Annotated in this window: 22 protein-coding genes; 18 read left to right on the plus strand and 4 right to left on the minus strand. The window is 56.8% G+C overall.

What is annotated here, in order from left to right; translation table 11 throughout:
* The 4 genes from GBC55_RS17740 to GBC55_RS17755 form a co-directional block, all read right to left on the minus strand.
* The coding region (locus tag GBC55_RS17740) for a DUF6531 domain-containing protein (RefSeq protein WP_247266941.1) at window positions 1-921 on the minus strand (921 nt) is incomplete at its 3' end.
* A 5-nt stretch (window positions 922-926) separates the two neighbouring features.
* Window positions 927-1,394 (minus strand): DUF1795 domain-containing protein, encoded by a 468-nt coding sequence (locus GBC55_RS17745; RefSeq protein ID WP_162439809.1) that lies wholly within the window; start codon window positions 1,392-1,394, stop codon window positions 927-929.
* A gap of 35 nt (window positions 1,395-1,429) precedes the next feature.
* Complete coding sequence (locus GBC55_RS17750; protein WP_162439810.1) at window positions 1,430-2,011, minus strand: hypothetical protein; 582 nt, start codon at window positions 2,009-2,011, stop codon at window positions 1,430-1,432.
* Between the two features lie 12 nt (window positions 2,012-2,023).
* Window positions 2,024-3,877 carry a type VI secretion system Vgr family protein gene (locus tag GBC55_RS17755; protein WP_162439811.1) on the minus strand — a complete coding sequence of 618 codons (1,854 nt, stop codon included), beginning with the start codon at window positions 3,875-3,877 and terminating at the stop codon, window positions 2,024-2,026.
* Window positions 3,878-4,571: 694 nt separating this feature from the next.
* Between GBC55_RS17755 and GBC55_RS17760 the strand changes: the two genes are divergently transcribed.
* The 18 genes from GBC55_RS17760 (at window position 4,572) to icmH (ending at window position 23,062) form a co-directional block, all read left to right on the plus strand.
* Window positions 4,572-6,032 (plus strand): DUF6861 domain-containing protein, encoded by a 1,461-nt coding sequence (locus tag GBC55_RS17760; RefSeq protein ID WP_162439812.1) that lies wholly within the window; start codon window positions 4,572-4,574, stop codon window positions 6,030-6,032.
* Window positions 6,033-6,040: 8 nt separating this feature from the next.
* The gene (locus tag GBC55_RS17765; protein WP_162439813.1) at window positions 6,041-6,370 is read left to right on the plus strand and encodes a hypothetical protein; all 330 of its coding nucleotides are present in this window, start codon (window positions 6,041-6,043) and stop codon (window positions 6,368-6,370) included.
* A 90-nt stretch (window positions 6,371-6,460) separates the two neighbouring features.
* On the plus strand, window positions 6,461-6,865 hold the full coding sequence (locus GBC55_RS17770; protein WP_247266942.1) for a hypothetical protein: 405 nt from the start codon (window positions 6,461-6,463) through the stop codon (window positions 6,863-6,865).
* 188 nt (window positions 6,866-7,053) lie between these two features.
* Window positions 7,054-8,175: an ADP-ribosylarginine hydrolase Tri1 gene (gene tri1, locus GBC55_RS17775; protein ID WP_162439814.1), complete on the plus strand. Its 1,122-nt coding sequence runs from the start codon at window positions 7,054-7,056 to the stop codon at window positions 8,173-8,175.
* Complete coding sequence (locus GBC55_RS17780) at window positions 8,172-8,435, plus strand: hypothetical protein (RefSeq protein WP_247266943.1); 264 nt, start codon at window positions 8,172-8,174, stop codon at window positions 8,433-8,435. Before tri1 ends, GBC55_RS17780 begins: the two co-directional genes overlap by 4 nt.
* Before the next feature lie 59 nt (window positions 8,436-8,494).
* Window positions 8,495-9,397 (plus strand): immunity protein Tsi6 family protein, encoded by a 903-nt coding sequence (locus GBC55_RS17785; protein ID WP_247266944.1) that lies wholly within the window; start codon window positions 8,495-8,497, stop codon window positions 9,395-9,397.
* Between the two features lie 38 nt (window positions 9,398-9,435).
* Entirely contained in the window at window positions 9,436-9,738 is a 303-nt protein-coding gene (locus tag GBC55_RS17790; RefSeq protein WP_247266945.1) for a hypothetical protein, read from the plus strand.
* 113 nt (window positions 9,739-9,851) lie between these two features.
* Window positions 9,852-10,580: a hypothetical protein gene (locus GBC55_RS17795; RefSeq protein WP_162439815.1), complete on the plus strand. Its 729-nt coding sequence runs from the start codon at window positions 9,852-9,854 to the stop codon at window positions 10,578-10,580.
* 822 nt (window positions 10,581-11,402) lie between these two features.
* On the plus strand, window positions 11,403-12,152 hold the full coding sequence (locus GBC55_RS17800; RefSeq protein WP_162439816.1) for a hypothetical protein: 750 nt from the start codon (window positions 11,403-11,405) through the stop codon (window positions 12,150-12,152).
* Window positions 12,153-12,222: 70 nt separating this feature from the next.
* Window positions 12,223-12,756 carry a type VI secretion system contractile sheath small subunit gene (gene tssB / locus GBC55_RS17805; RefSeq protein WP_162439817.1) on the plus strand — a complete coding sequence of 178 codons (534 nt, stop codon included), beginning with the start codon at window positions 12,223-12,225 and terminating at the stop codon, window positions 12,754-12,756.
* Window positions 12,757-12,766: 10 nt separating this feature from the next.
* Window positions 12,767-14,269 (plus strand): type VI secretion system contractile sheath large subunit, encoded by a 1,503-nt coding sequence (tssC, locus tag GBC55_RS17810; RefSeq protein WP_162439818.1) that lies wholly within the window; start codon window positions 12,767-12,769, stop codon window positions 14,267-14,269.
* Between the two features lie 25 nt (window positions 14,270-14,294).
* Window positions 14,295-14,777, plus strand: coding sequence for a type VI secretion system baseplate subunit TssE (tssE, locus tag GBC55_RS17815; RefSeq protein WP_162439819.1), 483 nt, complete (start codon window positions 14,295-14,297; stop codon window positions 14,775-14,777).
* Window positions 14,777-16,609 carry a type VI secretion system baseplate subunit TssF gene (gene tssF, locus GBC55_RS17820; RefSeq protein ID WP_162439820.1) on the plus strand — a complete coding sequence of 611 codons (1,833 nt, stop codon included), beginning with the start codon at window positions 14,777-14,779 and terminating at the stop codon, window positions 16,607-16,609. The genes tssE and tssF overlap by 1 nt, the downstream gene beginning before the upstream one ends.
* Window positions 16,573-17,643 (plus strand): type VI secretion system baseplate subunit TssG, encoded by a 1,071-nt coding sequence (gene tssG, locus GBC55_RS17825; protein ID WP_162439821.1) that lies wholly within the window; start codon window positions 16,573-16,575, stop codon window positions 17,641-17,643. The genes tssF and tssG overlap by 37 nt, the downstream gene beginning before the upstream one ends.
* On the plus strand, window positions 17,640-20,243 hold the full coding sequence (tssH, locus tag GBC55_RS17830; RefSeq protein ID WP_162439822.1) for a type VI secretion system ATPase TssH: 2,604 nt from the start codon (window positions 17,640-17,642) through the stop codon (window positions 20,241-20,243). The genes tssG and tssH overlap by 4 nt, the downstream gene beginning before the upstream one ends.
* Window positions 20,244-20,266: 23 nt before the next feature.
* Window positions 20,267-21,016, plus strand: a complete 750-nt coding sequence (gene tssJ / locus GBC55_RS17835) for a type VI secretion system lipoprotein TssJ (protein ID WP_162439823.1) — start codon at window positions 20,267-20,269, stop codon at window positions 21,014-21,016.
* Window positions 21,009-22,352, plus strand: a complete 1,344-nt coding sequence (gene tssK, locus GBC55_RS17840; protein WP_162439824.1) for a type VI secretion system baseplate subunit TssK — start codon at window positions 21,009-21,011, stop codon at window positions 22,350-22,352. Before tssJ ends, tssK begins: the two co-directional genes overlap by 8 nt.
* Complete coding sequence (gene icmH / locus GBC55_RS17845) at window positions 22,349-23,062, plus strand: type IVB secretion system protein IcmH/DotU (RefSeq protein ID WP_162439825.1); 714 nt, start codon at window positions 22,349-22,351, stop codon at window positions 23,060-23,062. Before tssK ends, icmH begins: the two co-directional genes overlap by 4 nt.
* Window positions 23,063-23,070: the final 8 nt, after the last annotated feature.

Below are 23,070 nucleotides of genomic sequence, written 5' to 3' on the forward strand. Positions count from 1 at the left end.
GTCTACGAAGGGCACCGTGCGACCTTGATTGTCGGTCAGGTAAACGAAGCTGCCACTGCGGCGCAGGCTTTGTTCCCAAGGCAACACCCAGCCCTTGCCGAGCACACTGTCGACGGTCAGGTCACTGCCGTAGAAGCGTGACCAGTCGATGGGCATCAGGCCTGGAAGGCTGAAATCAGTTTCGTCAGGGATGACCTTGCGGCCGGTGGTGGCATCGACAGGGTTGCCGACCAGACCGCCGACTGCACGCTCGATCGCCGGGCCTACGACGTAACGGCTGGCCACTTCACCGGCGACGAACCCGGCGGTGAATTTCAACACACAGGACATGCCGGATTTGAGGCAGGCCTGGGAAGCGTTCTTGATCAGTTGTGCGATACCGCCCGCCGCGCCAGCGACCGCCATCAGAATATCGACGGTAGTGCGCAGCCAGCCGGGAATCTCGTCATCTACTGGCAGGTAGCGGTGGGTGCCGCCGCCGATGAATACGTTATCCGAACCGCTGGAGATCGTTGCGCCGCAGGTGATCTTGTCGCCCTTTCGGGCCGCTGCAGTGCCATTGATGAAAACGTTGGTCGAACCCTCTGCGACCTGCACCGGACCGGGATGCTTGTCGCAGGCGCCAATGCTTTTTTCGACATGGGCAGCCTTGCGACTGTTAACAAATACGTTGTCCGACGCAATGACGATGGTCCCGGAGGGCGAGGAAAAACTACTGCCTATTTTCTCCCCCAGGAAAGTCAGCAGGCTACCTCCGACGCCTGCGGCCAGACCCGCCAAAAGCGCCACACCAAACCCACAGGTGAACGTCGCGATAGCGACCGTGGCAATCAATGCAATCCCGAGCGCGGCCCCTATCAGGAACCCGCCCAGGGCACTGGTGTGGCTTATTTCATCGCCAAACCTTGCGGCTTCGAACATGACCGTTACTCCTGTTCGCTGGAGTCGGTCTTGGTAGCGCCGGGCTGGCGAGGCTGGAAGCTGGCCAGCAGGTCGGCCCAGTTCTGATTCTGCTCACTGCTGAAGTCAGCCTGCGCCGTGGTGGAGAAGATGATTGCGCGGCCCGGCTCGATCAGGAATGCCGCCTGACGCTGATAGAACGGACGACCATCGGTCATGTAATACGCATCGATCTGGATGCCTTCAATCGGCGCAGTGCTGGAAAGCTCCACCGATTTTTTGCCCAGCAAGGTGTAGCCACGCAGTTTCGATGCGAGCATTTTTACCTGGCGGTCTACGTAGGCCTTGAGCTCCTCGGCCGGCAGGAGCATGTCCCTGGAGATGGTGATACTCAGCGGTGCAGGAATGCTCGCCCCCAGCACAAACATGTTTACCGTGCGGTCCTGAAAACCCTGCGGCAACGCGATGCTGCCTTCCTGCAATTCATAATCCATGTGATGTAAATTCCTGAAATCGAAAAAATTAGTTATCAGCGGGCCGTTAGGCCGTCGAGCATGCTGTCGAAATCAACCAGCCATAGACTCAGCGCAGGCTTGGTCGGATCAATCACGCACGAAATATTCAGCCATTGCACTTCGTCACGCCCGGCGACAGGAACGATGGCGCCCACCAGACGCCCATGGCGTTCGGCGTGACCGGTCTTGAAGTGAAAATCCACGCACTTGGCGGCATTGCCTGCCAGGCTGTACTCGCGCTGACGGATGATGCGCAGCCCCGGATAAATCGTGTGGAACGACTGCACGGAGCCGTCAAAAAGATTTTCAAGATTCTGGCCCTGCGCCACATCGCGACGATTGATCGTCAGGATGATTGGCTCGCCTTCGTGCTCGATGGTTGTCTGAATATCGCGGAAGTTGAAACCCGATGGAAATGCCAGATTGAACCCGCCGAAGTTGAAGCTGCTAGGCGTGTCTTGCAGGGCAACCACAGCTACAGGTTCTGCCTCGGCCTCTGCTTCAACTATCGGTGCATTCTGCTGTTCAAGACGAGCCGCTTCCTCCAGCGCAATGCGCTTGGCGGAAATTCGGTCGTAAAGGCTGGTTCTGGTCATTAGCACGATTCCCTAGTCATTGACCCGAACTTCGGAGCCGGTGATTTGGGTGGTGCCCGTGCTGGTTGTGGTGATCGCCTTGCCTTTGATCTCAATGCCGTCCGGAGTCAGCGTGATGCTGCTTTCTCCGACCTGCAAAATTATATGCTGCTTGGCATTCACCTGAATGAACTGGTTATCGACCTGAATCGTCAACGAGCCTTCCTGGACATTCATCACCGTGTCTTTCTTGATCGTTTCGGTGTGCGTGCCACCCACAGTGATCGTGCGATTGCTACCGACACTGTGGGTCTCATCGACCTCGATCTCGGTGTCCATGTTGCGCTCGGCGTGCATGATGACCTGCTCGGCGCCCGCCTTGTCTTCAAAGCGAAAGAAGTTCGCCGTGCCGCCATCGCCCTTCATCGACCGCGTCAAAAACCCGCTCTGCGTCTTGTTCGCCGGCAACGACCAGGGTGGTGTGTTCTTGCTGTTGTACAAACTGCCCATGATCAACGGCCGATCAGGATTGCCGTCGAGGAAGACCACGACGACTTCGTCGCCGACACGGGGAATGAGGATGCTGCCGAAGCCACCGCTGGCGCCGGATTGGGCGACGCGCACCCAGCACGAACTCTTGTCGTTGTGCTCGCCCTTGCGGTCCCAGTGGAACTGCACCTTCACGCGACCGAGTTCATCGGTGAAGATTTCTTCACCCGGCGGGCCGACGACGATGGCTGTTTGCGGGCCGGAGATGGTTGGCCGCGGGGTGGTGAGTTGCGGGCGGAAGACGATCTTTTTTCGCACGCAGGAGAAGGTGTTGTAGTAGCTCGCCTGATGGCCGTTGAGGTAGTTGTTGTGGCCTTCGCTTTCGACGCTCATCAACAGGAACTGGCGATCGTCGGGCGAGCCCTGATCGTGGTCGTAATGCTGCAGCAGTTCGAAGGTGTAGCCGGGTTTCATGGCGCGGCAATTACTGGCGCCATGAAAACTCTTGCCCTTGAGTTCCAGCGCTTCGACGCGAAGCCGCAGCAGCGCTTCACCTTCGTCATAGGTGCCGTGAGTGTACTGGCCGGGGAAGTCATAGATCTCGAAATCGTCGACGTCGCCCTGCTTGTTCAGGCTCTTCATGGCGACCGGCAGACGGTTGGTCGGCTGGCGATAATCGAAGGTCTGGACGGCGATTTTCCCGGACTGCAATTGGCGATTGCCACTCCATTGGGTAATGGCGTCAGCTGTCTCGGTCACCGAGGCGGTGTGAAAGCGGATTTGAGGTTGTTCTGGCAACGGCAGCAGCGTACTGGAGTCGTCGCAGATGATCATGATGTGACCTTCGGCAGTGTGCTCGAAGTAGTAGAACATCCCCTCTTCTTCCAGCAGGCGCTGGACGAAGTTGAAGTCGGTTTCGCGGTATTGGGTGATGTAGGTGTATTTTTTGAGCGGCTTGCTCAGGCGGAATTCATGCAGGGAAAACGCGGGGCATAACGCGAACACCTGGGTCACGACTTCTTCGACGGTGCAGCCCTGGAAGATGCGGGTGTCGAAACGGTTTTTCAGCATCGAGAACCAGGGATTCAGCGTCGCGGTGTAGCGCGCCATGCCGCCGTCGCTACCGAGGCTGGCGAAGCGGGTCAGGTAACCTGCCAGGTATCGCGGCCCGGCTTCAGCCAGTTCGATCTCCAGCAACACGTGCTGGCCCATCATCGACTTGAGCTCGACCTCGGAATCCTCGCACACCAACATCAACTCGAAGTTGTAGGCACGCGACAGACCTTCAGTCCCCTTGAAGGACTCAAGCAGTAACTGCTGGTCGGGATTGGCAAAATTCTTGAATTTGAACAGGCGCCGATTTTGCGGGGAAAGCATTGCGGCAAGGTCCATCAACATGTGTATCTCCTTGAAAGCAGTGAAGAACGCTACCGCCCTCGCCTGCCACTGCGCATAACGAATCTGACAGAGGGACGAAACCCGATCGCACTTCTCGGATGGGTTAACAACCCGCTGTCTATGAACTTGCGGACCTGAATACGTGAAACTTTGTATGAAACTGCCTACAAACTTTTCCCGCCATAAATCTGAAACACTTGAGCTATTTAGCCACCTGCTGCAAGTCTGGTACTGCGACCGCAATGCAGTGCGAAAGTGCCACTACCCCTGCAAAAATTGAGAAGACGATCACAATCCAAGCAGTAATAGGGTGTTTCGAAAGCGGCAAAGGAAACACCTTCACCCCGCATTGTGTCAACCCGGAAACGGAAATTGCCGGTGTTCTTCAGGCACCTGCGCATCCAGCGGGAAAGTTTGAAAATTATTTACCCGGCCATCTGACATGCAAGAAATGCCTGTATATCAAGGCGCAAAGAACATTTGCGCGACACACAATCTGCAGTGGTGCCTCATTGACATCATTGCCGAGAGTAACGTGAATAATAAAAATGGGATCCACATTGAATTTAATGACACGTATTGCAGTCTAGAGTGCGGCTAATGGCCAGCACTTTGACCCTGACATAAAGTCGATATCCGGCACTTCAACGTGGCGACAGGGAAGCTTCTCCCACCCAAGGACAGTGATGTGTAAATGGATCTTTTAGCGAATGTGCCCAGCTGGGCCGACGTCGAACGCAACCTCGATCAGAAATTCAGCGAACTGAACCAGGGCGTCAACGAGGGCTTGCAGAGCGCTCACGACAACTGGAACGGTTTCACCCGACGCGTCGGCAACGGCGCGAGCCAGGCCTATGGCTACATGGGCGGCCACCGCATCGATGCGGTGAACCGGGCATTCGCCCTCTCCTACCCGATCATCCAGATGGACCTCAAGCGCAAATGGGCCTCGATCGAAATCGAGCAGATCCTTCCTGTGCTGCTGCAACTGGTCAAAGAAGTGTCGATGATTCTGGGTGGCAGCGTTGCGGTCGGCACTATCGCCGGCGGTGCGGCGGGTGCCTTTGCGTTCGGGATTGGCGCAGCACCGGGAGCTGCTGCCGGGGCCGGTATCGGCTTGCAAGTCGGTAACCTGATTCTTATGGGACTGGGCTTGTCGGCCATCGCTGAGTATTTTTACGACGGCCTCCCCGCCTGCCTCTCCACGTTGCAGGAAGGCATTGCCACTGCATGGCACGCCGAAGAAGGCGTGAAGCCCGCGGGCCTGGACCCCAGCGGCGGCTCTGCGTCGTTGGTCCAGGAACGCACCGAACGCGCAGCGCGACAACTGGCCCGGGGCCAGGAGCAACTGGTGTTGCTGCTACTGACCGCCATCGTCACCTACCTGACACGCGGCCAGGTGAAAGCGGGCGTCGTGGGCAGCATGGAAAGCATCGCAACACGCAGCGCGAAGCTGCAGGCCGAGATATCGAACAAGCAATTGGCGGGCTGGCTGGCGCGCAATGAGCAGAAGTTGCTGGCTCAGGCTGAGTTGCAGGTGAAGGAGCCGACGCCACTGGCGAAGGCTGAACCGGAGACGATGCGTGAGTACTACGCCAAGCAGGATCCCGACTTCGTGTCCGTGGAAGACCAGATCAAGAAGGTCCAGACCTTCAAGACCAAGGGCTTGTCGAACGAGCAGATCGAAAGCTTCCTGAACACTACGGACGGGGAGAAACTGTTGGGCAAGCTGCAAGCCGCTGCGCCGGATGCCGACGCCACCACCATTTACTCCCGAGCGTTTGACCAGGTGGCATCAGGCTCGACGATTCCAGAAGTCCGGTTGATCAATTCGCCTCTGATCAAGATTGTGCCTGAAGGCCAGGGCGTTTCACCCTACTCGCCTTTCTTCACAACCCACGAGGAACTGCAGGCAGCCGCCAGTTCCGGGCGCACACTGGCCGACTCGTTCGGCTTGCCTTTGGGGAGCGAGGCACCCCGCTATTCCATCTTCGAGATGGCGCCTTTGAAGCCAACCGAGGTATTTGTCAGTAAAGTCGCCCCTACTACAGAATTGAGCGGCGCGATCCAGCGAACTGGCGAAGCCTTCCAATACCTGACACCTAACCGTGCCGAGTGGGGAGTGCCAAAATTGATCGGCACGACCTCCAACTAGAGCCCCGTATGAATATTGAACTACTGAAAGAAAAGACACAGAAGCTACGGGCAGCCATTGACGCGCTGAAAGCAAAAGACCCTGCCGCCGCAAAACTGGCCGTGGAGCTGGAACCGTTGCTGATCCTGGCGGAACGTGGCCAGATTCAGGCTCCAATGGAGTGGAGGGACATCCCCGGACGTTACCTGTTTACTGAAGAAGGCTTGCAGCAGTACGCCGATCTCGAGCATGCCTTCGCCGAGTTCAAAATCGAACTGACTGGCGGAGAATCACCGACGCTGCGTCGACTCAAGGCGCAGATGGAAGAGAAGAAGAACAGCGGTTTGAAGCCTGACTGACAACAGCGCGAACGCGTCACCAAGGAAGATCAGTCAGCATGTGCGGCTGTCAATTTTGCAGCCGCAACCACACATCAGGGAGAGATCAGTTTGAAGCAATCCTGTTTCCGCCATGGCCCTTTGGCCTTCATCGCTGCAATGATTTTCACGACGCCCCTGTACGCAGAGGATGCGGAAAAAATACTCGCCGAGGTTGTTAATCAGCAGCAGCAACAGTTACCGATCATGCTCGACTTAGCCACACGCATCGACAACATCACGTACGCAGATCGAACAGTCCATTATAAATTGACGCTGTCGGGCTACGAAGGTCGTCCTGGCGAGCAAGCTTATTATCAAAGCTATCTGGCCCAACAAATAAACAAATCCCTGTGCAGCCAAACCGCGTATTTGTTGGTTCTGGCTTTAGGCAACAAAATCACTTACCAATACAATAGCGCTGATTTAAAAAACATCGCCGAAGTCACGTTAGCACCGGGCGATTGCAAAAGTTAACGCATGCTTTAAACCCACCCGCACATCAACGATAACTGGCCATGCAAAATGATCGGTAATCAGGAAGTTACTTCTGAGTTGACCAAGGAGTTATGAGACACATTTTATCGAAAACCAAAATCCTTATGACCTCGCCCGAGTTGCCTGGAAGTCGTATCTTTGAGAGCACACCAGACTAGAGAGCAGCCATGATTGATTTGAGAAGCCCGGACGAAGCGCTCTCCAAATACACTGAGCGTTACGATCATCTCCTCCCTCTCCCTTCTCCTCAGCTGCGTCAGCGCATGGATTTCATGTTGCAGCCGGACGCCCCCAAGGTAACAAACGAGAAACCTGGCTGGCTGACTTCCAGGCCTTGCACCCTCACTGAAGAACAGGGGCTGGACCGTGCGAAGGGTTGCCTGCTAGGGCTCGCGATCGGCGATGCGGTAGGTACAACACTGGAGTTCTTGCCCCGTGATATCGAACATGTCAATGACATGGTGGGAGGTGGGCCCTTCAATCTGAAAAAGGGCGAGTGGACCGACGATACCAGCATGGCATTGGCCTTGGCGGACACTTACATAGCAAACAACAATTTCGACTTCCGTGACTTTTCACAACGGCTTTGTCGTTGGTACAAAAACGGCGAAAACAGTCATAACGGAAAGTGTTTCGATATTGGCAATGCCACTCGTGCTGCACTGGAAGGGTCACTGGCGCAGGGTGTTGATTGGTACGGTAATGACCATCCATCGACAGCTGGCAATGGGTCAATCATCCGGTTGGCACCCACCGCTATATTCCGGCGCCACACCTTGTCTGGCACCTGGCGGGAAAGCGCGGCACAGAGCCGATGCACCCACCGGGCCGTAGAGGCAGTGAATGGCTGCGAACTATTGGGTGCACAATTGCACCTGGCTCTCAACGGTGCGGACAAGGAAGAAGCCTTGTCGCCAATGCCAAGAGCCCTGTACCCCCGCCCGTTGATCATCAATGCAGGCGAGTACAAACAAAAAACCCGCGATCAAATCCGTTCCTCCGGCTACGTCATCGACACGCTGGAAGCGGCACTATGGGCGGTGTGGAACACGGATAACTTCAAGGATGCAATCCTGCTGGCTGCCAATCTGGCAGATGATGCGGACAGCGTGGCAGCTACCGCTGGCCAGATAGCCGGGGCGCTGTACGGGGTATCGGGAATGCCGGAAGAATGGGTCACGCAAGTCGCTTGGTCAGAGCATATCCAGGGCTTGGCCCAAAGATTATTCGAGATGGCTCCACTGCATGACGAAATGGACGCGGTAATTTTTGCCGGAGAACACATTTGAAATGTAAAGACATTTACGTAAACCGCGAAGAACTATTTTCCTTGGGAATCGATGAGACCTCCGGAAGGTTCTACGTTTCATTTCCCGTTAGCAACGGCATGATTGAATACGAGGAGTATTACGAAATAGATCACGCAAGCTTCGAGTTTTTTCAACAAAACAGTGATGCCGCGGTGGATTTCGTTATGAAATGCCGTCGCAGAGAACTGGACGAGTTGCTGATTGAGAAGCCTGGAAATAACAGAGGGTCGGCCATTTAACATTTAGATGGGAACAGATATCGATAATTAACGTTGACTGGACCGCTGAGGGCTTTCCCATGTTAAAGCTACTGCATCAATTAAAAGCTCTTTTTAGGCAAAAAAACGTTCTTCCCCCCGTCCCCACGGAGCAGGTTGTTGATGAAGTCCCCTTGACCGAAATGGCCAAGGAACCTTCCCAAGTGGAGAGGAACTTGTCCTGGATACCCATCAATTGTGAAACAAAGGTTTTTGTACCGCTGTCGCCGCCCGCTTGCCCAGACTTGACGCTTGTGGATGCCCTTCTGCTACAACGCTACAGGGTATTCGTCATAGCGAATGAGTCGCTCGGTTTGACCCCACAGAACACGATAAACCACGAAAACGCCGACCAACTGGCCGCTGACTTGTACAAGCAGTCAGAAAATCTTGGTTTTTGTCGAGGCACCGAATCCTCGTTTGAAATCTATTGGCTCATCCAATGTGCAGCCATTGTTTCCCTACTGACTCATGGGCCACAATCGGAACAGTTCCTTGGCTATAGAAAAGACGTTGCTCGAAGCTCTGACCAGGCAGGAAAACAGGCTCAAATGTTTGATGATTACGTGGCGTCACGTAGCTATCAAACCGCTGGAACCGGAAGCGAGCACTCCTCGAAACCACCAATAACGGCCCTGGATTACATCGACAACGCAATAGCAATCACCGCCCGGGGATACAACAAGTGCCCGCAATACCACCTCTACTCAAGCTCGTTGATCCAATTGCAATTCATCAAAAACGTGTTGCTGGGCATTGAAAAAGACAAAGCAAGACTGCATCAATTAACTCTCGGTGCCTGGGCGGGCAAAGAGTTTGAACCCAACGATCCTGAACTAGCCCGCGCACTGGGAATTGCCTTCTACATTGGCGATCAAATTGCCCGCGGTTTGAAGATTCAGCTGCCGAATGGAATGCCACCAGAAAGTCTTCCTCGCCCATAGCATTTTTTGCGACTTCATTGATAACGCTAGAGGCAAAAATGACCACCGAGACCCGGCATCGTGTTCAAAACGGAACCCTGTGGCTAGCGGATCAACCTATCCACCTTCCTCATCCCGTCATAGAGACCCTTCAACACAAGGACAGGCTCTTGATTCTGGTTGATCCCGCACCCGATGTGATTTTCAACAGAAACGTCTTCGCACTGTCGATACACGGCGAACTGCTCTGGCAAATCGAAGAAAGCCCCCATGGCACGCAAGTCGATAAGCCGTACGTGAATCTCTACTGCGACAAAAACGGGACAGTAATCGCCGGTAACTGGAATGGCGTCAGCTACTGATCAATGGTGGTAGTGGCTGTTGGATTCGTTGCAGGTTTGGCAGTGCAGCGGGCGATGGTTAAATTCGGGGTAGATAATGTGATTGGCAACGCGTTAAAGATCGAGTACTCATAATGATTGACTCAGATAAGCTCAAAAAATTTACGTGGTTTTTATTCGGTTTTTTTGCTTTATTGTTCGCCTTTGGTCCTTCCGGTTTTAGGTATTTTTGGCCTGTTTATTTCGTGGTGTCTTTATCTGCACTTATGTGGACCTTGTATCTTGTCTATGCGTGCGAAAAATTTACTCTGTATATGACTTCGATACTAATTACGGTCGTAAGCATCTTCTGTTTGTTCGCCTCCACCTCGGCCTATTTGGTTGCTGCCAGGTTCTGGGGTAAGACAAGTATTGCTGCCCTTATGATGTGGCCTGTTCCAGTAGGGATCGTGACATTGACGTATTTGGTCCTGGCAAATGGCAAATCGTCATTTCATCCATTCGAATATGATGGAATCAAGGTGCAGCCACGCCCGCAAAACAAGCAAAAAACATCGGCCGCATATAGCCCTCTTTTGGTGGCCGGCGCAACCACCTTGGCGGCAAGTATTTTTACTAAAACAGCCGGCTTCCTCACTACCGGTATGGTTGTCCTGTTTGGGATGCTAGCTGTTTCCGTCACAATATTATTCTACGCACGCCACATAATCAGAGGCCTGCGCACCCTCCGCATCCAAGAAAAAACCATGCCCATCCCCTACACCTTCATGCAAATCGACGAAATTCGCGAAGCGCGCAGTCGTTGGTGGTTGAGCAGATTGTTCAAGTGGGTCGCTTCCTGTCGCAAGCAGTCGGGTCCCTGATTTTCGATGATCACTACGTGCAGGCCGCTCAAGCCTGATGACGTGTTACCGGGACGCCATCAAGGGCTTTTCGGAAGACCACTGGCCTGGGGTAGAGATAAACTTTTTCGACTTTAGCGTCGGTTCGCATCATGTGCTGGCTCCGGAGGGCATCGGTAGCACAGCACCCGGGATCATCTGGCCGCTATGAATGTGGGGATCATTGAGCGGTTAAGATCAATCTGCTCAACGGCACCGTAAGGGTTGCTGCCTTTGACAAATAAAGCGCGGCTGACCGAGCTTTACTTCATTTACGTCGGTAGTCATCGCCAGTAACAGATTGCGAAATAATGTTTTTTAGTGCAATTACTCGATATAGCCATCACTTTCAACGGCCATTCTTCAAACTAAAAATCCCACCTAACGACCGGGATTATCCAAATTAGGTGAACCGCTTCACCTTTTTCGAAATTAATTTCAATTAAAAATTGGATCCACGCCCCTCCTCAAACCCTTGAAGTTGCTGGGTTTCAGACCCGTCTGTAAGACAGAACCACCGACTAATGGCAACCGGACATCATTGCGGCATGTATCAAAAACGAGAAAAAATCCGCTCCCTCGTGAACTTTTGTATGCCAATTGTTGCCATACACCACGTTGCTGGCTAATCGACACTGATATGCCAGCATTCAAAGAAATTATTCCTGGCAGTGCGATAAATGATGTCAAAAGCATCAGGGTTCGCACTGTGTAAACAGGTGTTCAACCGAGAAATAAGTGGCTCTTCACGCTCCCGGATAACCCGGGTAGCAATCGTGAAAGGTTCAAGGACGATAAATACCGATGACTCAAGCGTTTGACGTTGAAGCACTGATCAAATTGCGAGGCCAGACCCGGGCTATTTCCGACGCGCTCAAGACGCAGGCTTCGGATTACCTGTCGACGCTGGCATTGCTGATCCGTCCGCAGTCGTTTTTCGGTGAGTACCTGCAAGGCGCGCAACGCAGCAGCGGGCGTGAGACCCAGCACCATTTCAAAGAGCTCAAGGAACTGTACGACCGCATCGGTTCGGCCTCGCCGTTCCAGCTGGTCAATGAGCTTGAAGTCCCCCTCAACCTGATCAGTACGACGCCGGAATTATTCCCGCTGGAGTACGACAAGGTGCTGTCGCAAAGCGGTCAATCCATTCGCATCACCAGCCCTGTGCGCTGGGTGGTCGGGTTCAGTTCGTTTGACCTGGCCCGCTTTCGCACCGTCATCAAAGACCCCAATCGCAGCAGCGCCGAGCTGTACCGTTTCGTCGTGCACTACCTGGTGCTGTTCTACTGCCTGAGCAAGTCACCGGGGCTCAGCCGATTGCTGGAAGGCCTGCGTTTTCCCGTCAGTTTCGAACGGTTGAAAGACTTTGGTGACCTGCCCTTTTGCGTGATCAGCTCGCCCGTACGGGCCCAGCTGCCTGATGACGCGGTGATCCGCAGCAGCACCCAGATCGCCGGCAATACCAGCTTCGAAGAGCTGGTAGGCCACGAGAATATTTTGGAAATGAACGATGAAATCCGTCAGCGCCTTCTGCTGACGATCGAAGGAATGTAACGCGCCAGGCCGACTGTTGAGCCTAGACGCAAATGACTTGCAGCGAATTTGTTCGCACCAGGAGATGACGATGGCGAAGAAGGAAAGTACCCAGCACAAACTCGATCGCGTTCGCGCGCCTCGGGTCCATATCACTTACGACGTGGATATCGGTGACGCTCAGGAAAAGAAAGAGCTGCCCTTTGTCGTCGGTGTGCTGGGCGATTTCTCCGGCAACCCGCTGGAGCCGCTGCCGAAGCTCAAGGACCGCAAGTTCATCTTCATCGACCGCGATAACTTCAACGGTGTGCTCAAGGGCATCAAGCCACGCCTGACTTACCGGGTCGACAACACCCTGGCCAAGAACGGCACGCAGCTGGGCATCGAGCTCAACTTCAATGCCCTCGAAGACTTCGAGCCGCAGAACGTGGTCAAGCAGGTCGAGCCGCTGCGCAAACTGCTGGAAGTGCGCAACAAGCTGGCTGACCTGCGCAACAAGATGGGCGGCAACGACAAGCTCGAAGAGCTGCTCATGGATGTGCTGCAGAACACCGAGAAGTTGAAAACGCTGGGCAAGGAATTCGGCCGCGAAGCCGCGGTTCCAGCCACCGATGGCAAACAGTAGGAGCCTGAAGATGAACGACAAGCAAACCGTGACTCAACAGGACAGCGAATTGGTTGAAGTGGAAAACTTCGCCCCGCAATCCTCCCTGCTCGACAGCATCATTTCGGAAAGCCGCGTGGCCCGCTCCGAGACCGAGCGCACCCGTACCCGCGACTTGATCGGTGAACTGGTCGGCCAGGTGCTGGAAGGCGAAATGACGCCGAGCAAGGACCTGATTGCCGTGCTTGACGCGCGCATCGCCGAAATCGACGCGATGCTCTCCGAGCAGATGAACGAAATCATGCATGCCCGCGAATTCCAGCAACTGGAAGCGTCGTGGCGCGGCCTGAAGTATCAGGTGGACCAGACTGAAACCAGTACCACGCTGAAGATTCAACTGCTCAACGCCTCGAAGAAAGATCTGGTGCGCGACCTCAAGGCCGCCTCCGAATTCGACCAGAGCGCCCTGTTCAAGAAGATCTACGAAGAAGAATACGGCACCTTCGGTGGTGCACCGTTCGGCATGCTGCTGGGTGACTACGAGTTCAATCGCAGCCCGGAAGACATGTACCTGCTGGAAGAGATTTCCCATGTTGCCGCAGCAGCCCACGCACCGTTCATCTCGGCGGCCTCGCCCGAGCTGTTCGGCTGGGATTCGTTTACCGACATGTCCGGCCCACGGGACCTGGCAAAGATTTTCGACACCGTCGAATACGCCAAGTGGAAGTCGTTCCGCGCTTCCGAAGATTCCCGTTACGTCGGTTTGACCTTGCCGCACGTGCTGGGTCGTCTGCCGTATGGCCCGGATACCACGCCGGTCGAAGAATTCAACTTCGTTGAAAGCGTCGACGGTCGCGACCACAACAAATACCTGTGGATGAACGCCGCCTACGCCCTGGGCACCCGGGTCACCGACGCGTTCTCCCGTTATGGCTGGTGTGTCGCGATTCGCGGTGTCGAGGGTGGCGGTCTGGTTGAAGGCCTGCCGACTCACACGTTCAAGACCGACGACGGCGAAATCGCCCTCAAATGCCCGACCGAAATCGCCATCACCGACCGCCGTGAAAAAGAGCTGTCGGACCTCGGCTTTATCCCGCTGGTGCACTGCAAAGGCACCGACTATGCCGCGTTCTTCGGCACCCAGTCGACGCAAAAGCAGAAGCATTACAACACCGACATCGCCAACGCCAACGCCCGTCTCTCGGCGCAGTTGCAGTACATCTTCGCCACCTCGCGTATCGCTCACTACATGAAGGCGATCATGCGCGACAAGATCGGCAGCTTCGCTTCGCGCAAAGACGTGGAGATGTTCCTCAACAAGTGGCTGTCGAGCTATGTGTTGCTGGACGACACCGCCAGCCAGGAAGCGAAAGCCAAGTTCCCGTTGCGCGAAGCACGGGCCGAAGTGTTCGAGGTTCCGGGCAAGCCAGGCGTGTACAAGGCCGTGACCTACCTGCGTCCGCACTATCAACTGGATGAGCTGACCGCTTCGTTGCGTCTGGTTGCCGAATTGCCGCAATCGACTCGCGGCTGATCGACATCATTGCCAAGGAGGCAAGATGAGTAGTCAACACAAGCTGTTGCCATCGTTGCTGGATCGATTGCTGGACGATCATCCACATCAGTCCATGGAAGCCTCATCGCAACGCTTGTGTTCGCTGGCCGATTACAAGGCCAGCATCGTTCGTGACCTAGAGGTGCTGGTGAACACTCGCCAGTCCCTGGTTGCCAACGAGCTGGAGGGTTTCGTCAATCTGAACGGAACCATCCTTGACTACGGCATGCCGGATTTCACCAGTCGCAGTGTGCTGGATCCGCAGGATCGCCTGCTGATTCAACGCCAGCTGGAGAAGGCGATCTCCGTCGGCGACCGACGCTTTCGCAGCGTCAAGGTCCAACTGCTCGCACAACAAACCGGCCAACGCATGCTGACCTTCCGCGTGGACGCAGTACTGCGCCTGCAGGACATCACCCGCCAGGTTTCCTTCGACGCGGTGCTGCAGGTCAACACCCAGGAATACAAAGTGCAGAACCTCAACTGATGCTCGACGATCTGCTCCCCTATTACGAAAAGGAACTGTCGCACCTGCGCTTCTTAGGGCAGGAGTTTGCGAGTCAGTACCCGAAGATTGCTTCGCGGTTGCTCATCGAGGGCGATAACTGCGAAGACCCGCACACCGAGCGCTTGATCGAAGCGTTCTCGTTCCTGTCCGCCCGCGTGCATAAAAAACTCGATGACGAGCTGCCTGAAATCGTCGAGTCGTTTCTCGAAGTGCTGTACCCGCATTACCTGCGCCCTACCCCGTCGATGTCGATTGTCGAGTTCAACCTGGGCAAGCAGGAAAAAGTCACCGAAGCCTTCCGCGTGGCCCGACACACCGAACTCAGCGCCAACCCGATTGATGGCGTGGTGTGCAAATTCCGCACCTGCTACCCGGTTGAACTGTGGCCGGTAGCGGTGCAACAAGCCTCGTTCATCGAGATGGAGCGTTCGGCGTTCAACGGCCACAGCGCTGACCTGGTCGCACGTTTGCGTATCGGCCTGACCGCCACGTCTGATGTGATGTTCGGCAAGATGGAGCTGGACCGCCTGCGATTTTTCCTCGACGGCGAAAGCACCCTGATGCTGCAGCTCTACGAGTTGCTGTTCAACAATCTGGCCAAAGCCACGTTGAGCTTCGAAGATCAGGGCCGCACCCGCGAAATCACGTTGCCGGCGAATGCTTTGAAAGCCGTGGGTTACGGGCTGGACGAAGGTCTGGTGGATTACTCGGAGCGCTCGTTTCTGGGTTACCGCCTGCTGCACGAATATTTCACCTTCCCCGACAAGTTCATGTTCTTCGACCTGTCAGGGTTTGCGCGCCTGCTGGCGGGCCAGAATCTCGAGAAAATCGAGATCAACTTCTACTTTTCCGACTACGACCTGAGTGATCGCCTGGCGCGTCTGACGCAGAACATCGGTCGCAACAACTTCAAGCTCAACTGCACCCCGATCATCAACCTGTTCCGCCAGCAGGCCGAGCCGATCAAGCTGACCCACGCCCAGCACGAGTACGCGGTGACGCCCGACGTGCGCCTGCAAAGCTCGGCGGAAGTGGTGTCCATTGATCGCGTGCGTCGGGTGTGCAAAGTCGGCGGCATCGACCAGGTCGCCACCTGTCATCCGTTCTTCGAACCGCGAGGCGACCAGGGTCCCGGCCAAAGCTTCTGGATTGCCCGGCGTCGCCCGGTACAGACCCGGCAGCGCGATGGCTCGAACATGTTTATCCGGGTCGTCGATCGCGAGCTGGAACTGCTGGATTCCAGCAATGACACCTTGAGCATCCGCCTGACCTGCAGCAATCGTGACTTGCCCCTGATGCTGCCGTTCGGCGGCGAGCGCGGCGATTTCAGTATTCCAGGCAACTCGGTCATCAGCGACATCCGCTGCTTGCGCAAACCCACCGCCACCGCTCGCGTGCCGCTGGGCAACGGGGTGATCTGGCGGTTGATCTCGCACCTGTCGCTCAACCACATGTCGCTGGTGTCCCGCGGTCGCGACGTGCTGCTGGAGCTGCTGTCGCTCTACAACTACCGCAACGTTTCGGCGATCCGCAAACAGATCAACGGCATTGTCTCGGTCACCAGCGAACCGGTGGTGGCACGTATCGGTCACCCGCGCCCGAACTTCGTGCGCGGTGTCGGCATCACCCTGAATTTCGATGAAAGCCAGTACACCGGCAGCGGTGTATTTTTGTTCGGCATGGTGCTGGACCACTTCTTTGGCCAGTACTGCAGCATGAACAGCTTTACCCAATTAACCCTTCGCACCTTGCAGCGCGAAAAGAGAGTCGTCCAATGGCCACCTCGAACCGGCGATCAACCCCTGGTCTGATCGACCAGGCACGGGCTGAGCCGCACCGATTCGAATTTTTCCAATTGGTGCGATTGCTCCGCCTGCATTACAGCAGAACCGGGCGCATGGACCTGGACACCCGACCGCACGAAGACCCTTTGCGTTTTCGCTCACAGCTGTCCCTGAACTTCCCTGCCAGCGAAGTCAGCGACTTGCAGTTCGAGCGTGAAGGCAAGGTGTCGGCGGCAGGTCTGCCGCTGTCCGAGGTGCAAGTCACGTTCATGGGACTGGTCGGGCCGTCGGGTGTGCTGCCGCGCCCGTACACCGAACTGCTGATTGAAAGGCACGTCCAGTACCGGGACGACGCGGCCCATGCGTTCCTCGATATTTTCTCCCATCGCATGACCACGCTGTTTTACGAAGCGTGGCAAAAATACAAGTTCTACATCGAGTACGAACGCAACGGCACCTCGGATTTCGATCGCTACCTGCTCAACCTCGTGGGCTTCGGTCCCGAGGCGCAGAAGCAGAAATTCGACAAGCAAGGCTCGCCCCTGCGTCGCGAATTGTTCAGCTACTTTTCCGGTCTGTTCGCGCAGAAGCCACGCAATGCGATGAACCTCGAAGCAATGCTGAGCTTTTATTTTTCGCTGCCGTTCAAGGTCAAGCCGTTTGCCGGTCGCTGGTTGAAACTCGATGCCAGCCAATGCACGCAACTGGGTCGCAAGAACGCGGTGCTCGGACAAAGCGCTGTCGCCGGAAACCGTGTCTGGGACTACCAGTCCTGCGTACGCATCGAGACGGCCCCGCTGGACCTGGCCGACTACCAACGCTTCCAGCCCGGCACCGTGGACTACCAGAAGCTGGTGGAACTGGTGCGGTTCTACGTCGGCGCCGAACTGGACTTCCAGTTGGCACCCAAGCTCAAACCCGAAGCAGTACCCGCGGCCCGCCTCGGTCGCCAGGGCAACGTGTCACTGGGCTGGCTCGGCTGGCTCAAACGCCCTGGCGTCGACGTGGAACCCTCCCGTTGCGCCCTCTTCCACATTCCTTTTGATGGGGTCTCCCTGTGAACCTGAAGTCCCTGTTTGCCAAACTGAACGACACCAGCCGCACCGCGACAGAAAGTGCGGCGGCCCTGTGTCTCTCGGAACAGCATTACGACGTCGAAATCGAGCACCTGTTGTTGCAGTTGCTGGACAGCAACGACAACGACCTGCCGGTCATCCTGCGTCACTACGACGTGGTGCCCGATCGCCTGCAGGCGCAGCTGGTAACGGCGCTGGGGACCTTCAAAAAGGGCAATACCCGAACGCCTGCACTGTCGCCGCACATCACGCGCATGATCGAGCAGGCCTGGGTACTGGCCTCCATCGAATTCGGCCAGGGGCAGATTCGCACCGGCTATCTGTTGCAGGCTTTGCTCGATGACGACGAGTTGCGCCGGGTGGTGATCGCCTCCGCGCCGGAGCTGGAAAAAATCAATGCCGACGATCTGCGCGTAAACCTTGGCGCGCTGGTCGAAGGCAGCGCCGAATCGCAACAGGCCAAACCCCTGGCCGGTGCAGACGTCAGCACCCGCAGCACGGTCAAAGGCAACGGCAAGACCCCGGCCCTCGATCAATACACCGTCAACCTGACGCAAAGCGCTCGCGAAGGCCGGATTGACCCGGTGCTGGGCCGTGAGTTCGAAGTCCGGCAGATGGTCGACATCCTGACACGCCGCCGCCAGAACAACCCGATCCTGACCGGTGAAGCCGGCGTCGGTAAAACCGCCGTGGTGGAAGGCCTGGCGCTGCGCATCATTCAAGGTGATGTGCCGTCGGTACTCAAAGACGTCGCCATTCATACCCTGGACCTCGGCTTGCTGCAGGCCGGTGCCGGTGTGAAAGGCGAGTTTGAGAATCGTCTCAAATCCGTCATCGAAGAAACCAAACGCAGTCTGCATCCGATCATCCTGTTCATCGACGAGGCGCACACCTTGATCGGGTCCGGTGGTCAGGCCGGACAGAACGACGCCGCCAATCTGCTCAAGCCAGCCCTGGCTCGGGGTGAACTGCGCACCATCGCCGCGACGACCTGGGCCGAATACAAAAAGTACTTCGAGAAAGACGCTGCACTCGCCCGCCGCTTCCAGGTGGTGAAGGTCGAAGAGCCGGACGAAGACAAGGCGATCCACATGCTGCGCGGCCTGCTGGCCAAGATGCAGGATCACCACAAGGTCACGGTAATGGACGAAGCGCTGGTGCAAGCCGTGCGGTTGTCCAATCGCTACATCACCGGCCGTCAACTGCCTGACAAAGCCGTGAGCGTTCTGGACACGGCCTGCGCGCGAGTCGCCCTGGGCCAGTCTGCACAACCGGGCCCCCTCGAAGACTGCAAGCGGCAGATCGACAACCTGCAAGCCGAGATCACCGTACTGGAACAGGAAGCCGCCAAAGGCAGCGACCATGCCCGCCGCCTGGCCACCCTGCACACCGAGTTGCAGGCACAGCAGCAGACCCGCGACGCACTGGAACAACAGTGGCAGCGCGAGCTGGAACTGGTGGAAAAACTCGGTGCCCTCAGCCACCCGGACAACAAGACACCCGATGCCCGGGAGATTGCCGCGGTGCGTGCCGAACTGGCCAGCGTCCAGGGTGAACAGCCGCTGGTGCATGCCCTGGTAGACGGCGGAACCATTGGCGAAGTGATTTCCGGCTGGACCGGTATCCCGTTGGGCAAAATGCTGCGCGACGAGATCGAAACCGTCCAGCGCCTGCCTGCCCTGCTGGGCGAACGCGTGCTCGGCCAGGATCACGCGCTGCATGAAATCGGCAAGCGCATCAAGATCTCCCGGGCCCGCATGGAAGACCCGAACAAACCCATCGGCGTGTTCCTGTTGCTCGGCCCGAGCGGCGTCGGCAAGACCGAAACCGCCCTGGCCTTGGCCGACACCCTGTACGGGGGCGAGCGTAACGTCATCACCATCAACATGTCCGAGTACCAGGAAGCCCACACGGTCTCGAGCCTCAAGGGGTCGCCTCCGGGTTACATCGGCTATGGCGAAGGCGGCGTGTTGACCGAAGCGGTACGGCGCAAGCCCTACAGCGTGGTGCTGCTGGATGAAGTGGAAAAAGCCCACCCGGACGTGCTCGAGCTGTTTTTCCAGGTGTTCGACAAAGGTGTGCTGGATGACGGTGAAGGTCGCGAGATCAACTTCCGCAACACCGTGATCATCCTCACGTCCAACACCGGCACTGATCGCATCATGCAGTGGTGCCTGAACGCCGAGCAGCAACCGACGCCGGAAGACATCGTCGAAGGCCTGCGCGACGAGCTGAACCAGGTGTTCAAACCCGCGTTCCTCGGTCGCCTGACCATCGTCCCCTACTACCCGGTCAAGGACGCCATTCTGGAGCGCATCGTTGCGCTCAAGCTGGAGCGCATTCGCAAGCGTTTCGAGCGCAATCATCAAGCGGTTCTGAGCTACGACGAGGCGCTGGTCAAAGCCATCGCTTCGCGCTGCACGGAAGTCGACAGCGGCGCCCGCAACATCGACAACATTTTGTCCAAGACCCTGATGCCGGAACTGGCTCAACGGGTCCTGGAACGGATGGCGCAGGACAAGCCGATTCAAAGTCTGAAGATCGAGTTGGGCAGCGACGGCGATTTCGCCTACAGCCTGTGCTGAACGAGCATTTAAAGGTAACCCTCATGGATAACCAACAAGCAAGGAAGCGCTCTGCGCAACCCGTATTTGGCAAATGCCTGATCGCCGCAGCCATGATGATGGTGCTGACGGCCTGTGGCGTCACCGACCGTGTCGGCAAGCGCGTGGACGACACGTGGGCCGGCGACATGCTGTTCGACGATAACGAAAAGGTCATCCTGACGTCCGACGGCGGCAATCAGCTCAATCCCGACGAAACCGGCAAGCCGCTGTCCGTGGTGATTCGCGTGTACCAGCTCAGTTCCCTGGAACGCTTTTCGTCCACCGACGCCGACTCCCTGTGGGACGACCCGCAAAAAGCCCTCGGCAATACCTTGATCGAGAACCGCGAAATCACCTTGCTGCCCGGCATGGGTCAAGTCGACCGCTGGCCGTTGAACAAGGCCGCGAGCTATGTCGGCGTCGCCGCGTTTTTCCGCTCGGATGAAGACAGTCGCTGGAAGGTCGCGTTTGACGCCAACTCCCTGCGCAAAGAAGGCATCTGGTTCTCCGCCGATGGCCTGCGGGTGCTGGTGGACAACAACACGGTCACGGCCGTGGCTGGCGTCGACGTCTTGAACAAACCCAAGACCGCCGAACAACTCGCCCAGGCCTCCACTGCGCCGGAAGAAAACACCTTGACCCAACGCCTTCAGGACGCGGCCCTGCAGCAAGCGGAAGACACAGCGACCAGCTCCGCGAAGAAAGCGACCGAATCAAAATTAAACTCTCTATTGGATGGCGTTCATGAGTAAGCAGAGCCGGGTGATGTGGTCGGAAGGCATGTTCCTTTTGCCGCAGCATTTCCAATACCAGGATGAGTTCCACCAGCATCAGTTGGCGGAGTCGACACTGCGCAGCACGCCGTTTCATTGGGGCGTGCAGATGCTCCAGGTTGACGAAGAAGCCCTCGCGACCGGCTCCCTGCAGCTCAAGCGACTGAAGCTGGTGTTCCCGGACGGCAGCCTGTTCGACGCGCCGCAGCATGATCCGCTGCCGGCCGCCCGTGACTTGAAAGACCTGCTCAAAGGCAACGACCTGAAGGTCTACGCCGCGCTGAAACTGCCTGAGCCCTTCGGCATGAACTACGTTGAAGACGGTCAGGAACAGAAGAGCGCGCGCCGTTTTCGCAAGCAGTTCGACACCCTGCCGGACTTGAACGAAGGCGACCTGGAAAACGAAATCACCAGCCTGCGCCTGAACGTCGTGATGCTGATCGACGGCGACAACCTGGACGGTTACAGCTACTGCCCGATCGCCCGCCTGTCGCGCAACAACATCGGCGGCTTCAACCTCGATGCGCACTTCGTGCACCCCACGCTGCACGTCGGTACCCATGAAACGCTGATCGGCCTGGGCAAACGCCTGCTCGGCGCCCTGCAATCCAAAAGCAAGGCACTGTCGGGCCGTCGTCGTGAACGGGCGGATCAGATTGCCGAATTTGGCTCCAGCGACGTGACATTGTTCTGGCTGCTGAACACGGTCAACCGGGCTCACCCGAGCCTCGCGCACCTGCTCGCTCACCCTCGCCTGCACCCCGAGCGCCTGTACCTGTTTCTGGCGGAACTGGCCGGTGGATTGCTGACGTTCTCGCTGGATACGCAACTCAACGATATCCCCGAGTACGACCACCACGACCCGGCGGCCTCGCTGGTCAAGCTCGATGAAATGATCCGGGTGCTGCTCGACAACGTCGTGCCCAACCAGTGCGTGGTGATCAACCTGACCCAGACCAAGCCTTCGTACTGGCAGGGCCAATTGCTCGACCCGCGCCTGGCCGAGGCGGATTTCTATATTTCCGTGCACGCCGACATGCCTGGCTCCAGCCTGCTGGAACTGGTGCCGCGCGCGTTCAAGGTGGGTTCGCCGGAAGACATCGAGGTCGTGGTCAACAGTGCCATGCCGGGGGTCACGCTCAATCACTCGACCCGCCTGCCCAATGCGATTCCGGTGCGACTGGACAATCACTACTTCTCCATCGAGCCCCATGGCCGCGTGTACGAACGAATGATGAGTGCCCAGGCCATCTCTTTTTACGCACCCAGCGCCTTTACCAATCTCAAGCTTGAACTGATGGCGGTACTCAAATGACTGAAGCCGTAATGCAAGGCGCCGTGACGGCCGCAACCGAAAAACCGGGTTTGAAAGACCTGGTGCAAGACTTCATCAGCATGGCGCTGATCGTACGCAAGGGCCGACAGGTGACGTCGGTCACGGCCTTCGAGGCAAGCGTCGACAACTTCTTCTCGAACCTGGAACGCGAAGCCCGCAGCGCCAACTACAGCGTTGAACAGGTCAAGGACACCCAATACGCCTTGTGCGCGTTCCTCGACGAGAGCGTGTTGCGTTCCGGCGACAACGAACTGCGGCGCCACTTCGAACTGCAGCCGTTGCAGTTCCGTTACTTCGGCGTGCACCTGGCGGGTGAAGGCTTTTTCGAAAAAATCGATTCGCTGCGCAGCGACGTCAAAAAGAACCTCGACGTGCTCGAGGTGTATCACCTGTGCCTGGCGCTGGGTTTCGAAGGCAAGTTCAGCCTCGGTCAGAAAGACCAGTTGCGCTACCTGGCCAATACCCTGGGTCAGGACATCGCCCGTTATAAAAAAACGCCCAAAGCGCTTTCACCTGACTGGGCCTTGCCCGATCAGGTCTCGCAGATGCTGCGACACGAAGTACCCGTTTGGCTCTACCTGGCGCTCATTGCGCTGGTCTGCGTGGGTGTTTACCTGACGCTGGACTGGCTGTTGGCCAAGGACGTAGCCGCACTGTCCGAACAAATCAGCCAGCTGTTCAGTGCCTGATCCCAGGT

The sequence above is a fragment of the Pseudomonas sp. TNT3 genome, assembly GCF_010095445.2.
Taxonomy (GTDB): Bacteria; Pseudomonadota; Gammaproteobacteria; order Pseudomonadales; family Pseudomonadaceae; genus Aquipseudomonas.